15 protein-coding genes are annotated in these 13248 nt (G+C 61.5%); 4 read left to right on the forward strand and 11 right to left on the reverse strand.

Features of this window, described 5'->3' with window-relative positions:
- Positions 1-8 precede the first annotated feature (8 nt).
- The 9 genes from rfbC to ACRWA7_RS29840 all read right to left on the reverse strand — a co-directional run bounded on the left by rfbC (position 9) and on the right by ACRWA7_RS29840 (position 7284).
- The gene (rfbC, locus tag ACRWA7_RS29800; protein WP_438394164.1) at positions 9-560 is read right to left on the reverse strand and encodes a dTDP-4-dehydrorhamnose 3,5-epimerase; all 552 of its coding nucleotides are present in this window, start codon (positions 558-560) and stop codon (positions 9-11) included.
- Positions 545-1438 carry a glucose-1-phosphate thymidylyltransferase RfbA gene (gene rfbA, locus ACRWA7_RS29805; RefSeq protein ID WP_438394167.1) on the reverse strand — a complete coding sequence of 298 codons (894 nt, stop codon included), beginning with the start codon at positions 1436-1438 and terminating at the stop codon, positions 545-547. Before rfbA ends, rfbC begins: the two co-directional genes overlap by 16 nt.
- Positions 1428-2495, reverse strand: coding sequence for a dTDP-glucose 4,6-dehydratase (gene rfbB, locus ACRWA7_RS29810; protein WP_438394169.1), 1068 nt, complete (start codon positions 2493-2495; stop codon positions 1428-1430). Before rfbB ends, rfbA begins: the two co-directional genes overlap by 11 nt.
- 1 nt (position 2496) lies before the next feature.
- Positions 2497-3300: a lysophospholipid acyltransferase family protein gene (locus ACRWA7_RS29815; RefSeq protein WP_438394170.1), complete on the reverse strand. Its 804-nt coding sequence runs from the start codon at positions 3298-3300 to the stop codon at positions 2497-2499.
- A gap of 18 nt (positions 3301-3318) precedes the next feature.
- Positions 3319-4620: a dihydroorotase gene (locus ACRWA7_RS29820; RefSeq protein ID WP_438394171.1), complete on the reverse strand. Its 1302-nt coding sequence runs from the start codon at positions 4618-4620 to the stop codon at positions 3319-3321.
- A gap of 3 nt (positions 4621-4623) precedes the next feature.
- A complete protein-coding gene (locus ACRWA7_RS29825) occupies positions 4624-5655 on the reverse strand; it encodes an aspartate carbamoyltransferase catalytic subunit (protein ID WP_060858447.1) in 1032 nt (343 codons plus the stop codon).
- A gap of 77 nt (positions 5656-5732) precedes the next feature.
- The gene (gene pyrR / locus ACRWA7_RS29830) at positions 5733-6248 is read right to left on the reverse strand and encodes a bifunctional pyr operon transcriptional regulator/uracil phosphoribosyltransferase PyrR (RefSeq protein WP_060858448.1); all 516 of its coding nucleotides are present in this window, start codon (positions 6246-6248) and stop codon (positions 5733-5735) included.
- Positions 6245-6709 carry a Holliday junction resolvase RuvX gene (gene ruvX, locus ACRWA7_RS29835; RefSeq protein ID WP_438394174.1) on the reverse strand — a complete coding sequence of 155 codons (465 nt, stop codon included), beginning with the start codon at positions 6707-6709 and terminating at the stop codon, positions 6245-6247. The genes pyrR and ruvX overlap by 4 nt, the downstream gene beginning before the upstream one ends.
- A complete protein-coding gene (locus ACRWA7_RS29840; protein WP_060858450.1) occupies positions 6706-7284 on the reverse strand; it encodes a YqgE/AlgH family protein in 579 nt (192 codons plus the stop codon). The genes ruvX and ACRWA7_RS29840 overlap by 4 nt, the downstream gene beginning before the upstream one ends.
- Positions 7285-7313: 29 nt before the next feature.
- Between ACRWA7_RS29840 and ACRWA7_RS29845 the strand changes: the two genes are divergently transcribed.
- Positions 7314-8798: a cryptochrome/photolyase family protein gene (locus ACRWA7_RS29845; protein WP_438394177.1), complete on the forward strand. Its 1485-nt coding sequence runs from the start codon at positions 7314-7316 to the stop codon at positions 8796-8798.
- Positions 8799-8801: 3 nt separating this feature from the next.
- Here ACRWA7_RS29845 and ACRWA7_RS29850 read toward each other — a convergent pair whose 3' ends face one another.
- On the reverse strand, positions 8802-10157 hold the full coding sequence (locus ACRWA7_RS29850; protein WP_060858452.1) for a hypothetical protein: 1356 nt from the start codon (positions 10155-10157) through the stop codon (positions 8802-8804).
- Positions 10158-10560: 403 nt separating this feature from the next.
- Positions 10561-10731, reverse strand: a complete 171-nt coding sequence (locus ACRWA7_RS29855) for a rubredoxin (RefSeq protein ID WP_025527884.1) — start codon at positions 10729-10731, stop codon at positions 10561-10563.
- A gap of 351 nt (positions 10732-11082) precedes the next feature.
- On the opposite strand from ACRWA7_RS29855, the gene ACRWA7_RS29860 reads away from it, so the two are divergent.
- The 3 genes from ACRWA7_RS29860 (at position 11083) to ACRWA7_RS29870 (ending at position 13211) form a co-directional block, all read left to right on the forward strand.
- Entirely contained in the window at positions 11083-11952 is an 870-nt protein-coding gene (locus ACRWA7_RS29860; protein WP_438394179.1) for a hydroxymethylpyrimidine/phosphomethylpyrimidine kinase, read from the forward strand.
- A 103-nt stretch (positions 11953-12055) separates the two neighbouring features.
- Positions 12056-12796, forward strand: a complete 741-nt coding sequence (locus ACRWA7_RS29865; RefSeq protein ID WP_438394182.1) for a DUF72 domain-containing protein — start codon at positions 12056-12058, stop codon at positions 12794-12796.
- A 55-nt stretch (positions 12797-12851) separates the two neighbouring features.
- Positions 12852-13211 carry a hypothetical protein gene (locus tag ACRWA7_RS29870; protein WP_438396828.1) on the forward strand — a complete coding sequence of 120 codons (360 nt, stop codon included), beginning with the start codon at positions 12852-12854 and terminating at the stop codon, positions 13209-13211.
- The last annotated feature ends 37 nt before the right edge of the window (positions 13212-13248 follow it).

Consider the following 13248-nt stretch of genomic DNA (forward strand, 5'->3'; position numbering starts at 1 on the left):
TGCAGCGCTCATGCGTAATGTTCGGCATCGGCCAGTCTCACCGCCACAGCATCTTTTTCAGAAAGCATTGGCTCGAAATCTATCGGCCACTGGATTCCGATTGCCGGATCGTTCCATGCAATGCTTCGCTGATGTTCCGGATACCAGTAATCCGTCGTCTTGTACAAGTATTGCGCCGACGCCGACAGCACCACGAAACCATGCCCGAACCCCGGCGGAATCCACAATTGCCGTCGATTCTCCGCCGATAAACTCACGCCCGTCCAATGGCCGAAGCGCGGCGAACTTTTGCGCAAATCGACGGCGACGTCGAACACTTCCCCTTCCACGACCCGAACGAGTTTCCCCTGCGGACGCTCGATTTGATAGTGCAGTCCGCGCAATACGCCGCGCGCCGAACGCGAATGGTTGTCCTGCACGAATTCCACGCCTGCCGCCACATGCTCGCCAAAATCGCGGCTGTTGAAGCTTTCGTAGAAGAAGCCGCGGGCGTCGCCGAATACTTCCGGTTCAACGATCACGACCTCCGGCAGCGCGGTGGCGATTACTTTGAGGGCCATGCGACTTGATGCGTGAGAAGGTTGAGCAAATATCGGCCGTAAGCGTTTTTCGCGAGCGGTGCGGCAAGCTTCGAGACCTGTTCGCCATCGATCCAGCCGCTGCGAAAAGCGATTTCCTCAGGGCACGCGATCATCAAACCCTGGCGCTTCTGCAACGTTGCAATGAATGTTGCAGCGTCGATCAGCGAGTCGGGCGTCCCTGTGTCGAGCCACGCAAAACCGCCGCCTAGGATTTGAACCTCGAGCTTCTGTTGCGCAAGGTACGCCGTGTTGACATCGGTGATTTCCAGTTCGCCGCGCGCGGATGGCTTGATGTTGCGAGCGATCTGGCAAACGTCATTATCGTAGAAATAAAGGCCTGTGACCGCGTAACTCGAGCGAGGCACCCGGGGCTTTTCATGAATCGATACCACTTGAAAGTCCGCGTCGAATTCCACCACGCCGTAGCGCTCGGGATCCTGCACATGGTACGCAAAGACCGTAGCGCCCTCTGTTCTCGCATCTGCCTGCGCGAGGCGGCGGTCGAGATCCTGACCGTAGAAAATATTGTCGCCGAGAATCAATGCGCACGGATCCGCGCCAATAAACCGCTCACCGATGATAAACGCATGCGCCAGCCCGTCGGGCGTTGGCTGCACGGCGTACTGGATATCCATGCCCCACTGGCTTCCGTCGCCCAGCATGGCTTCAAACAGCGGGGCGTCGTGCGGCGTCGAGATGAGCAGGACCTCGCGAATCCCAGCCGTCATCAGTGTGGATAGCGGATAGTAGATCATCGGTTTGTCGTACACGGGCAGCAATTGCTTCGAGACCACGTGCGTGATCGGATAAAGCCGTGTCCCGGTGCCACCGGCCAGAATGATGCCTTTACGCGCCATCGCCGAACCTCGCCATGTCGATGCATGCCGTTCTATAAGCGCCGGAAACCACGTCGCCAACCCACGCCTGATTGTCCAGATACCAGCGGACCGTTTTCTCGATACCCGTTTCGAACGTTTCCGCCGGCTTCCAGCCGAGTTCCCGCTCGAGTTTGCGAGCGTCGACAGCGTAACGCCGGTCGTGTCCTGGCCGGTCGTTCACGAACGCAATTTGATCGCGATATGACCCCGCCGCTTTCGGCTTCAGCCGGTCGAGCCAATCGCACACTGTGTGCACAACGCCGAGATTCGTCTTTTCGTTCCAGCCGCCGATGTTATACGTCTCCCCGATCTGGCCGCGCGACAGCACTTCGCGGATCGCGGCGCAGTGGTCGCTGACATGCAACCAGTCGCGAATGTTCATGCCGTCGCCATATACCGGCAGCGACTCGCCGGTGATCGCGTTCGTGATCATCAGCGGTATCAGCTTCTCTGGAAACTGATAAGGGCCGTAGTTGTTCGAACAATGAGTCGTGATGGTGGGCAAACAGTACGTGTGGTGATACGACCGCACGAGATGGTCGGAAGCGGCCTTGGTCGCGGAATAAGGGCTGTTCGGCGCGTACCGTGCGATCTCGGAGAAAGGCGCGTCGCCGGGCGCGAGCGAACCGAAGACCTCATCCGTCGATACATGCAGGAAGCGAAACGCCGCCTGTCCGGCGTCAGGCAAAGAGCGCCAATACGAAAGCGCCGCTTCGAGCAGCGTGAATGTGCCGGCCACGTTGGTTTGCACGAACTCGGCGGGAGCATGTATCGATCGGTCCACGTGGCTTTCCGCCGCGAAATGCAGGATTGCGCGAGGTCGATGGCGAGCAAGCAGCGCATCGATTGCCGCACGGTCGCAGATGTCCACGCGCGCAAAAACGTGATTGCCATTGTGCTGCAAAGGCTTCAGCGTGAGCGGGTTTCCGGCGTATGTCAGCTTGTCGACGTTGAGCACGGCTTCACTCGACGCGCGGAGCCACTCAAGCACGAAGTTCGCGCCTATAAAGCCAGCTCCGCCCGTCACAAGAATCATGTCAGTGCCCGGGCGTAAGCCCTTCAAGATCCGCAGAATGGGCCGCTTCTTCCTCGACCACTGCCGCACTCAACCCCGCCTGCATCCTGCGCAACGCCGTCTCCACCGCCGCCTGCGCATCCTTCGCGAGCACCCTTCGATCAGCCCCCGCGGCGATCGCGTCGCAGACGTAAAGATGCGCGGTCAGCGGCTTGTCGCGCAGCATGGCGTCGAGCGTAAAACCCAGCGTCAGGTCATCGATATAAGCCGGCGCCTCCGACTGCCTGCCATTCCCATCTTCGTACATGAGGCAAATCGGCTGTACGGGACATCCCGCCGACACTGCCGCCTGGAACAGATTGGAATGAAACGGCAGCAACTCCGTGCCCGCCGATGTAGTCCCTTCCGGGAACACGCACATCAATTCGCCGCGCTTCAGGCGCTCGGAAAGCTCATGCATGATGCGTTTTGCATCGCTGCGTTTTTCGCGCTGAAGAAAGATCGTGTCGAGTTGCTGTGCAAGCCACCCGACCATCGGCCATTGCCGCACTTCCGCTTTCGATACAAACGGCGTCGGCCGCCATGCATTGACCACGTAGATATCGATCCACGACACATGATTGCCGACGACCAGCGCGCCGCTGTCGAGCCGCGCCTGATCGTTGTGAACCACGAGTTTCATGCCGCATCGACGCAACATTTCAATGGACCATGCGCGGTTCAGTTCCATGCGCGTTTGCGGCGTCGCCTTGGGAAAGCGCGTCGCCACGGTGAACATGCCGTGCAGCAGATGCGCAACAATATGGAGCTTGCGAAAGGCGAACATGGTCAGGATCCCCAGCCGCTATCGCGTTTCATAAAGCGTTTCATGGGGCGCTTCATACGCAATATGTCCCGCGACAATCGTCGCCTTCACGCGCGCCGGCAGTTCATAACCAAGGAACGGCGAATTGTGTCCCTGGCTTTTCAGCGTGGCCGGTTCGACCAGCCATTCGGCGGCGGGATCGAACAGGCACAGGTCGGCCGTGTCGCCCACTGCAACGCGTCCCGCGTCCAGCTTGAGCACGCCGGCCGGCGCGTTCGTGATGCGCGTCAGCGCTTTGGACAATGGCACGTTGGCCTCGCGCGCCCACTTCACCGTCAGCGACAGCAGCAGTTCCAGACCCGTTGCGCCCGGCGTAGCTTCGGCGAAAGGCAGCAGCTTGTCGTCGTCATCGAGCGGTGTGTGGTCGGAACAGATCGCGTCGATGGTGCCATCGGCCAGTCCCGCGCGAATCGCGTCGCGGTCGCGCTGCGAGCGCAGCGGCGGATCGAGGCGAAACTGCGAGTTGAAATAGCCGATGTCCATATCCGTCAGATGAACGTGGTTGATGGTGACATCGCAGGTCACGGCGAGGCCTTCGGCCTTTGCCTGACGCACGAGCGCCACGCCCGCCGCAGAAGACAAATGCGACAAATGCACGCGCGCGCCCGACACGCGGACCAGCTCGAAAATGGTGTGCAGCGCGATGGTTTCCGCCGAAACCGGCACGCCCGACAAGCCGAGCCGCGACGCCACCGCGCCACTTGCCGCCACGCCGCCGCGCGCCATGTAGCTGTCCTGTGGCCGCAGCCACACGGCATAACCGTAAGTGGTCGCATACTGCAGCGCGCGCAGCAGCGTGCGGGTATCGACAATAGGCGTGTCGGCCTGCGAAAAGCCGATGCATCCCGATTCCGTCAACTCGACCATTTCGGTGATTGCTTCACCCTTGAGCCCTACGGTCAGCGCGCCCAGCGGATACACATGCGCCTGATGCAGCTTCTGCGCGCGAAAACGCAGCATTTCCACGAGACCGGGTTCATCGAGAACGGGATCGGTGTCGGGCGGACACACGAGGCTCGTCACGCCGCTCGCCACGGCCGCCGCCATTTCTGATTCGAGCGTCGCCTTGTGCTCGAATCCGGGCTCGCGAAGCCGCGCGCTCAGGTCGACAAAACCCGGCGCGATGGCGAGTCCTTTTGCATCGAAGGTGCGCGTTGCGTGAAAGTCAGCGGGCGCATTGCCAATACCCACGATCTTCCCCGCCGCGATAAACACATCGGCAAGGGTTTCCGTGCCCGCGGCCGGGTCAATGAGCGTTCCGCCCTGGATATGTATGTTCATGGATTAATCGCTATTGCCCGCAACAATGCCCATTACCGCCATGCGCACGGCGATCCCGAAGGTGACCTGATTGAGAATCACCGACTGCGGACCATCGGCAACCTGCGAATCGATTTCGACGCCGCGATTCATCGGTCCCGGATGCATCACGATGGCATCGGGCGCAGCCAGCGCGAGACGCTCGGGCGTGAGTCCCCACGACTTGAAATACTCTTGCGCCGAAGGCAGCAACGCGCCGCTCATGCGCTCGTTCTGCAACCGCAACATGATGATCACGTCGACGCCCTTCAGGCCTTCGTCCAGGTTGTGATAGACGTGCACGCCCATCTCGTTGAGGTTGCCCGGCAGCAAGGTACGCGGCCCGATAGCCCGAACTTCCGGCACGCCAAGCGTGGTCAGCGCATGAATGTCCGAACGCGCAACCCGCGAATGCAGGATGTCGCCGACTATTGCCACACGCAGATTCCGGAAATCCTTCTTGTAGTGGCGAATGGTGTACATGTCGAGCAGACCTTGCGTCGGGTGCGCATGGCGCCCGTCGCCGGCGTTGATCACGTGCACGTGCGGCGCGCAATGCTCGGCGATCAGATACGGCGCGCCGCTCGACGCATGACGCACGACGAACATGTCGGCGTGCATCGCGGAAAGGTTGTTGATGGTGTCGAGCAGCGACTCGCCCTTGCTCGTGGACGACGCGTTGATGTTCAGATTCAGCACGTCAGCCGAAAGGCGCTTCGCGGCGATCTCGAACGTGGTCCGGGTGCGTGTGGAATTTTCGAAGAACAGGTTGAAGACCGACTTGCCGCGCAGCAGCGGCACTTTCTTGATCTCGCGATCGGTCACGCTGACGAACTGTTCGGCGGTATCGAGAATATGCGTGACGATGGCGCGCGGCAGTCCTTCAATGGTGAGCAGATGCTTGAGTTCGCCGTTTTTCGTAAGCTGCGGATTGCCCTTGAGAAAGCCGGGACGCGTTGCCGCCGGCTTTCTGTCCGGCGCCCGGCTTTCGGCAGAACCCTGAGTGGCCGTGTTCATGTGGATCCTGGTCGTGCTTGATTCGTGACAAGAAGAGATGCTTATCGCGCGTGCCTGCGCGCGCTTATGGACGTGCTTTATTCCGTGCGTGCTTCAATGCTGAACGAAAGCGAACCGTCGTCGCGCTGCGTGAGCACGAGATTGGCGTTCGCCGGTACATCCACCATGCCGCCGGTGAAGCGTGCAGCCATGGGCAATTCGCGGCCGCCGCGGTCGGCGAGCACGGCAAGTTCGACCCGTGCCGGGCGGCCGTAGTCATAAAGCTCGTTGACGGCGGCGCGCACGGTGCGTCCGGTCGACAGCACGTCGTCGATCAGCAGGATTTTCGCGTTATCGATTTCGAACGGCAGGGAAGTCGGGCTGGCCTGGCTATGCAAGCCTTTCTTCGCGTAGTCATCGCGATGCAGCGACACGTTGATCACGCCGATTCCGGCTACGTTAAGATCTTTCGCCAGCCGCTCGGCGAGCCAGACGCCGCCGCTGTAGATGCCGGCAAGCACGGGAGCGCCGGCTTGCGAAAGCGATTCGCCATAAGCCGCGCGAACCTGCCCGAGCAACTCGCGGTACAACGCCTCGGCGTCAATGGAACTCATGATCGATCGTCGGAAAGTTGGTCGAAATACTGTTGGAGAATGACGCGGGCGGCTTCGGCGTCGATGTCGTCATAACGGCCCTTTGCGTTCGTCTTCACGCCGTTGCGCTTCAATTCGGCCTTCGCTTCCACCGACGAATACCGCTCGTCCACCCAGCTCACCGGCACACTGAACCGGCCGTTCAACTGGTTGCCAAAACGCGTGGCCAGTTGGGTCATTTCGTGCGGTGTGCCGTCCGGGTGCATGGGCAGGCCGACGACCACCGTGCGCGGATTCCACTCGGCGATCAACTGGCCAATCGCTTCGAACCGATACTCCCGGCTGCGGTTTTCGAGCACGGTGAGCGCCCGCGCATGCCGCGTCAACGTATTGCCGACCGCCACGCCAATGCGCTTTTCGCCGTAGTCGAAGGCAAGCAACGTAGCTTCAATACGTGTGTCACCCCCGCCGTCACCCGTCATGCGTGGCCCGCTTCGCCCGACAGCATGGACAGCGACACACCCAGCAACGACAACGCCGCCTGCAACTTGTCCTCGGCAGGCACGTCGAAGACGATGCGCGGATCGGCTTCCACCGTCAGCCAGCCGTTCTTGGAGATTTCCTCTTCCAGTTGCCCCGCGCCCCAGCCGGCGTGGCCGAGCGTGAGCAGGAAACGCTCGGGACCCTTGCCGCTCGCGACCGCTTCGAGCACGTCTTTCGACGTGGTCATGGCAAGGCCGCCGGGCACGCTCATGGACGATGTGTAGACATCGCCATCGGCGGGATCGTGCAGCACGAAACCGCGCTCCGTCTGCACCGGTCCACCGAAATAGACGGGCAAATGCACGAGCGGCTCGATCTCGAGCTTCAGGTCGATTCGATTGAAAAGCGATTGGAGGTCAATGTCGGTCGGCCGGTTGATCACCAGGCCGAGCGCACCACGCTCGCTGTGATCGCAAAGGTAGACTACAGTCCCCGAGAACGTGGGATCGGCCATGCTGGGCATGGCGATCAGGAACTGATTGGTCAAGTTGATGCGATCGGGTGTCTTGGACATGATTCGGATTTTAACAAAGGCGATACTTGATGGCCGACTTTGAACTGGGACTTGTCTGGTTTCGGCGAGACCTGCGCGTGGCAGACCATGCTGCACTCTATCACGCAGTAACACGCTGTCGCCGGGTGCTGTGCGCCTTCGTTTTCGACCGCGAAATTCTGTCGCCTTTATCGAAAAACGATCGCCGCGTGCCGTTTATTCATGCCAGCCTGATCGAACTCGATAAGTCGCTGCGCGAAGCCGGCGGCGGCCTGATCGTGCGTCATGGCGTGCCATTGCATGAAATTCCCGAACTCGCGCGCGAATGCGGCGTGAACGCCGTATTCGCCAATCGCGATTATGAGCCGTCCGCAAAAGCGCGCGACGAGGCGATCGGGAAAAAACTGGCAAGCGCGGACGTTGCGTTTTTCACGTTCAAGGACCAGACCATTTTTCATCAGGACGATGTGCTGACAGGCGCCGGCAAGCCCTACACAGTTTTCACGCCGTACAAGCGCAACTGGCTCGCATCGCTTACACCGGATGCGCTGAAACCGTATGCGTCGGAAGAGAATTTGTCCGCGTTGGCGAAGCCGCCGGGCGTGAAACACGGGATTCCGTCGTTGGAAACGCTGGGGTTCAGCAAGGAGCACGCGCCCGCGTTACCTGCGGGCACGAGCGGCGCCTATCAGCTATTCGATGATTTCCACGACCGTATGGCCGATTACGACCGGACGCGAGATTTTCCATCGGTGAAAGGTCCGAGCTACCTCAGCGTGCATTTGCGGCACGGAACGATCTCGGTCCGCGCGCTTGCCCGGACCGCGCATGACGCGCAGCGCCACGGCAACCGGGGCGCCGAGACATGGCTGTCCGAACTCATCTGGCGCGATTTTTACTTTTCCGTGCTGCACCATTTTCCGCAGGTCGGCGTGCCCGGCGATCACCAGGCGTTCAAGGCAGTGTATGACCGTATCGAATGGGAAACCGGCGACGCCGCCGACAGCAATTTCGCCGCGTGGTGCGAAGGCCGCACGGGCTATCCGTTAGTCGATGCCGCCATGCGCCAGATCAATTCGTCGGGCTATATGCACAACCGGCTGCGCATGGTGGTCGCGAGTTTTCTCACGAAGGATCTCGGGCTGGACTGGCGTCGCGGGGAACAGTATTTCGAAGTGCTGCTGAACGACTTCGAGTTGTCATCGAATAATGGCGGGTGGCAGTGGGCGTCTTCCAGCGGCTGCGACGCCCAGCCGTATTTCCGCATTTTCAATCCGATCACGCAGTCGGAGAAATTCGATGTCAACGGCAAGTTCATACGCCATTACGTGCCGGAACTCGCCGCCCTCTCCAACAAAGACATCCACGCGCCATGGAAAGCGAAGCCGGACGCGCTGAAGGCGGCGAAAATCTCGTTGGGCGCGGAGTACCCAATGCCCGTCGTCGATCACGATACCGCCCGCAAGACCACGCTGGCGCGGTATGCGGTGGTGAAAAGCGCTTCTTTCGGACCCGATGCCGCCGACGACGAATGAAAGTCAGCGCACCGCCAGGCCGCGCTCGATCATCACCGTCAGCGCCGCCACCGATGCGCCGCCCTCCGACGGCGCAATCCCGGCCGCCGCCTGATGCAGCATGGCGCCGAGCGCTTGAGCGGCGCGCTCGGGCACGGCGGCATCCAGCGGCTGCCCGCCGGTCATCATTTGCGCCTCGTATGCAATTCGCCGCCAAGCAAGGCCCAGTGTGTCGGCAAGCAGCGCGACGTGGCCCAGGCCCAGCGCGCATGCCGCCGAGCCCAGCCGGTATGCGGCGTCGGCCGCCTTGATGGCCGCCTGCACATCGATACGCCCCGCTTCCCGGGCTGCCGCCCCATGCTCGATCAACGCGCCGATGGCCGGCTCGGCGCTGGCCAGAAAATCCTCGTAGGCCGCCGCGTTCACGCGCAGCACGCCCAGGTCGCGAGTGGATGCATCGCGTGCCTGCTCCGCAGTTTTTTCCCACGCGTCCTCGGACGCCTGCGTACCCGCGACATGCCAGTGGACAGTCAGGCCGTAGTCGCGCAGCACGTCGACCTGGGCGGAATCCTCCGCCGACGCGCCATATAACGCGTAATCGCGCCACAGCAACGCGAGCGCCGCGCGCACGAGGGATTTGGGCGCGTGCGTCAGGCCATGCGCCTGATCGGCGAGTATCAGGTTGAAGCGTGCGTATAGGCGGCGAGCGTCGGCGGCGTTGTCGGCGTCTGGCTGCAAGCGCAGCGCCTGCACCACCGCGCCGGCAAGACGCCAGAAGTCGTAGGGATCGGGGCCGGCGAGATCGGCGAGACAGGCGTCGAGGATGGACGTGGTTTCGGCGCGCCCGGTCTCCTCGTCCACCCTGGAGCGCAGCAGCACCAGCAGCGCGCGTTCGTAATGCGCGCGCACGCGCGCAAGGCGCTCTTCGGACACGGCCCGCAGCGTGGCAGGCGCAATAGCGCGGCCAGCGAGCGCAAGGTCATCGAAGGAAACCGGTGCCGCGCGGGTATGCGTCGCCATCAGCGCGTGCAGCCCGCGATAGTGATCGAAGAGCAGCGTGGAGCACGCCAGTTCGCGCAAGTTGCGGCGCTCGACGGCGAAGCCGAAGTCGCGTAACGCCTCGGCAAACTGGTTGCGCGTTTTCTCCGATAACCCCGCGAGCGGCGACACCAGCACCAGCGTTTCGGCGAAACGCTGCGCGGGCAGCCAGCCCGCCGCCTGCAACGCGCCAATGGCGCGGCGCAAGACACCGAGCGTGTCGCCGTCGCGCATGAACGCGTGCTGCGCGTCGGTCAGCGCCATTTCTGCAATCCGCACCGCGCCGCCGCGCGGATTGGGCAATGCGTGGAACGTGTTGGTCAAGCCGGACAGAGTAGTCATGGAACGCTCACGAGCCGACAGACGGCGCAGGCCGTTTCGTCGGATGGATCAGGGTCGAACCCGGGCACATCCCGCTTACAACATGCTGCTCACATCTTGCTGCTCACATTTCGCGGTGTACACCCGGACCTACGTTTGCCGAATCGTTTTCCCTGGCCGAACACTTCTGCGGATTGGCGCTTTTTAGCGTGTCTGGCCGGATACTCCAAGCCAGAACCCGCGCCTGTGGTCGCGCTGCTTGCCGCCTCGTGGCGCCACGTTGTACCGCACGTCCTTTCCGCGCTGACTCAGCGCGTTTGAAACTAGAGCTTCTACTACTGTAAACAACGCGCGCCGCATGACGGCATCCCATCCATGCGGCGCGGTTTTTTCCGGTTTTCCTGAAACCCGCCCGAGCCTGTGCTCAGATCTGAACCATCTCGAAGTCTTCCTTGCGGGCGCCGCATTCGGGACAGGTCCAATTGATTGGAACGTCCTCCCATCGAGTGCCGGGCGCAATGCCTTCCTCCGGCAAACCGGCTTCTTCGTCATAAATCCAGCCACAAATCAGGCACATCCAGCTTCTGTATTCCATGCTTATGTCGCGTCGGGGAGTCGGTTAAATGAGTGCATGATGGTACCGGTTTGCCGCCGCGATGCCTAGCAATGCAGCAGCGTTAGACAATTGGCCGGTGTTCATCATGACGGGGATCAACGGCATGCGCCCGCACTGTCGCGACTAGCGCGCCCGTCATCGCAGCAAGTATTGCACCCTGTGCGCCGTTTCTGTTCGCTCAACTTCCGGGCCGATTGCGCCTGATCGCCGGAAAAAGTGCCTGCATGGTGTGGCGAGGCGACTTTAGGCCGCATAATCGTGCCGTTTGCACCAACCCATTTTTCCGGCTGCGCAGACCCGCTTTAGCCGAAAGACCAGAAAAATCACTCGATGCCCAGCGATACCCCTCCTATTGTTCTTACCTTCGGCCTGTCCGACCCGACCGGCGGCTCCGGCCTGCAGGCGGACCTCCTGACGCTCGCGAGCATGGGCTGCCACGGCCTGACCGTCCTCACGGGCTTTACCGTGCGCGATTCCGCGACCTGCGACGAAGTCACCGGTCTCGATCCCGAAACCGTGGGCACTCAGGCCCGCATGTTGCTGGAAGATATGCCCGTGGCGGCGTTCAAGATCGGCGCGGCAACGCGCGCGGAGGTCGTGAGCGCCATAGCGGAAGTCGTTGCGGACTACGATGACGTGCCGCTGATCCTCGCCCCTGATTTCACGCTCGACGACGAACACGTGCTGGCTGCGGACGAATTGCGGGAGTCGATGGCCGATTTGCTGGTGCCGCAAACCACCATGCTGGTCGCAGATCTGGCCACCCTCCTGCAACTCGCGCAACCTGACGGTGACGCCGAAGCGCCCACGCTCGACGCCGCGATTTCGCATCTGCTGTCACAAGGCTGCGAGTACATCCTGGCAACGGAAACGGGCACGCACCGGCACGTCAACACGTTGTATGGCGAGGAAGGCCAGATCCGGCAGGACACGTGGGATCGCACCGAACATCGCATGATGGGGATTACCGACACGCTCGGCTCGGCGATTGCCGCGCTGCTGGCGAACGGGCAGGAACCGGCGGAAGCCGCGCGCGAAGCGCAAGAATACGTTTTTCAGGCGACGCGAGCCGCCTTCAGGCCCGGCATGGGCGCTTATTTGCCGGATCGATTCTTTTGGGCCCGTTCGAACGATGACGAAGAGACGCCGCCCGTGGTGGTCGACACGCCGCCCGTCGCACCCGGCGAAGCACGCCACTGACACTGAACTGGAGCGAAACTAAAATATGCCGCTGCGCAAAGCTTCGCTCCCGTCACTCAAGAAACACCCCGGTGCAGTCCGCATAGGTTGCGCCGGATGGGGATTGTCGGATGCCGTCGGCGAACATTTCCCCGGCGACGGCACGCATCTCGCCCGCTACTCGCAGGTGCTGACGTGCGTTGAGATCAACTCGAGTTTTTATCGGCCGCATCGTCCCGAAACCTATGCCCGATGGCGCGACAGCGTGCCGGACACGTTTCGCTTTTCGGTGAAGATTCCGAAAGCCATTACGCACGATGCACGCCTTGTTTCCTGCGAACCGCTGCTCGACGCATTCCTCGAATCCGCAACCCAACTGGGCGATGCACTCGGTTGCTGGCTCGTGCAATTGCCGCCCAGTCTCGCGTTCAACGCTGACGAAGCCGAAGCGTTTTTTACATCGATTCGCGAGCGCACCCGGATTCCCATTGCGCTGGAAGCACGTCACGAAAGCTGGTTCGCGAAAGACGCCGCCACGCTGCTGAAGTCGAAAACCATCGCTTACGTAGATGCCGATCCGCAGCCCGACGATTGTGCGATCAGGCATCGGGCGGATACGTCTCTTGCGTACTTCCGGCTGCATGGCTCGCCGGAGGTGTATCGGTCATCCTATGAATATCCTTATCTCGATGCCCTCGCGCTCACGCTGCACGACCGGGCGAAGAAAGCGCGCGAGGTATGGTGCATCTTCGACAACACCGCCGCCGGCGCCGCGCAGTTCAACGCGTTACGCGTTAAAAGCCGCCGTGCAGTGAATGCCCGTCCCAAACGACCTGTTGCCGCAAAGGAGAAAATCGATGCGTGAGTACATGAAGTGGCTGAGCGCTGCTTTGTTTCTGGCTGGCGGTTTGACATCGGCAATGGCGCAGACAGCGCCCGCGCCGGGCGCAACGAATACGGCCGCGCCGGTCGGCGATGGAACTTTCCTGCTCACCATCTTCCTCAAGCACGATGAATCCAAAACGCTGCCGCAGATCAACCAGCAGTTGAAGGAACAGGGCTACTTCAAGGCATTTCCGCCACCGGGCGTTCAGGTTGTTTCGTGGTACGTGATGATGGGGATCGGCCAGGTTGTGACACTGCGCGTTCCCGCCGATAAATTGCGCGAAGTGAATCGCGCTATCGAAAGCACCGCGTGGGGCGGCTACAGGACGGAGTTCTATCCAACCTACGATTACAAGGCGGCCGCCGAACAGATGCGCGAGCAGAACGGCAAATAGCGCGCACCTCGCAGGTCAAATGAAATGAAAAAACCCG

Origin of the sequence: Caballeronia sp. DA-9 (assembly GCF_051615025.1) — a bacterium.
Lineage (GTDB): Bacteria > Pseudomonadota > Gammaproteobacteria > Burkholderiales > Burkholderiaceae > Caballeronia > Caballeronia sordidicola.

What these genes read in the sequence shown, in the direction of transcription:
- ruvX (WP_438394174.1), bottom strand. Translation starts at nt 6,709, where the DNA reads ATGACGGGTGACGGCGGGGGTGACACACGTATTGAAGCTACGTTGCTT.
- ACRWA7_RS29840 (WP_060858450.1), bottom strand. Translation starts at nt 7,284, where the DNA reads ATGTCCAAGACACCCGATCGCATCAACTTGACCAATCAGTTCCTGATC.
- ACRWA7_RS29870 (WP_438396828.1), top strand. Translation starts at nt 12,852, where the DNA reads ATGGCGCAGACAGCGCCCGCGCCGGGCGCAACGAATACGGCCGCGCCG.
- ACRWA7_RS29855 (WP_025527884.1), bottom strand. Translation starts at nt 10,731, where the DNA reads ATGGAATACAGAAGCTGGATGTGCCTGATTTGTGGCTGGATTTATGAC.
- rfbB (WP_438394169.1), bottom strand. Translation starts at nt 2,495, where the DNA reads ATGATTCTTGTGACGGGCGGAGCTGGCTTTATAGGCGCGAACTTCGTG.
- rfbA (WP_438394167.1), bottom strand. Translation starts at nt 1,438, where the DNA reads ATGGCGCGTAAAGGCATCATTCTGGCCGGTGGCACCGGGACACGGCTT.
- rfbC (WP_438394164.1), bottom strand. Translation starts at nt 560, where the DNA reads ATGGCCCTCAAAGTAATCGCCACCGCGCTGCCGGAGGTCGTGATCGTT.
- ACRWA7_RS29845 (WP_438394177.1), top strand. Translation starts at nt 7,314, where the DNA reads ATGGCCGACTTTGAACTGGGACTTGTCTGGTTTCGGCGAGACCTGCGC.
- pyrR (WP_060858448.1), bottom strand. Translation starts at nt 6,248, where the DNA reads ATGAGTTCCATTGACGCCGAGGCGTTGTACCGCGAGTTGCTCGGGCAG.
- ACRWA7_RS29860 (WP_438394179.1), top strand. Translation starts at nt 11,083, where the DNA reads ATGCCCAGCGATACCCCTCCTATTGTTCTTACCTTCGGCCTGTCCGAC.
- ACRWA7_RS29815 (WP_438394170.1), bottom strand. Translation starts at nt 3,300, where the DNA reads ATGTTCGCCTTTCGCAAGCTCCATATTGTTGCGCATCTGCTGCACGGC.
- ACRWA7_RS29825 (WP_060858447.1), bottom strand. Translation starts at nt 5,655, where the DNA reads ATGAACACGGCCACTCAGGGTTCTGCCGAAAGCCGGGCGCCGGACAGA.
- ACRWA7_RS29850 (WP_060858452.1), bottom strand. Translation starts at nt 10,157, where the DNA reads ATGACTACTCTGTCCGGCTTGACCAACACGTTCCACGCATTGCCCAAT.
- ACRWA7_RS29820 (WP_438394171.1), bottom strand. Translation starts at nt 4,620, where the DNA reads ATGAACATACATATCCAGGGCGGAACGCTCATTGACCCGGCCGCGGGC.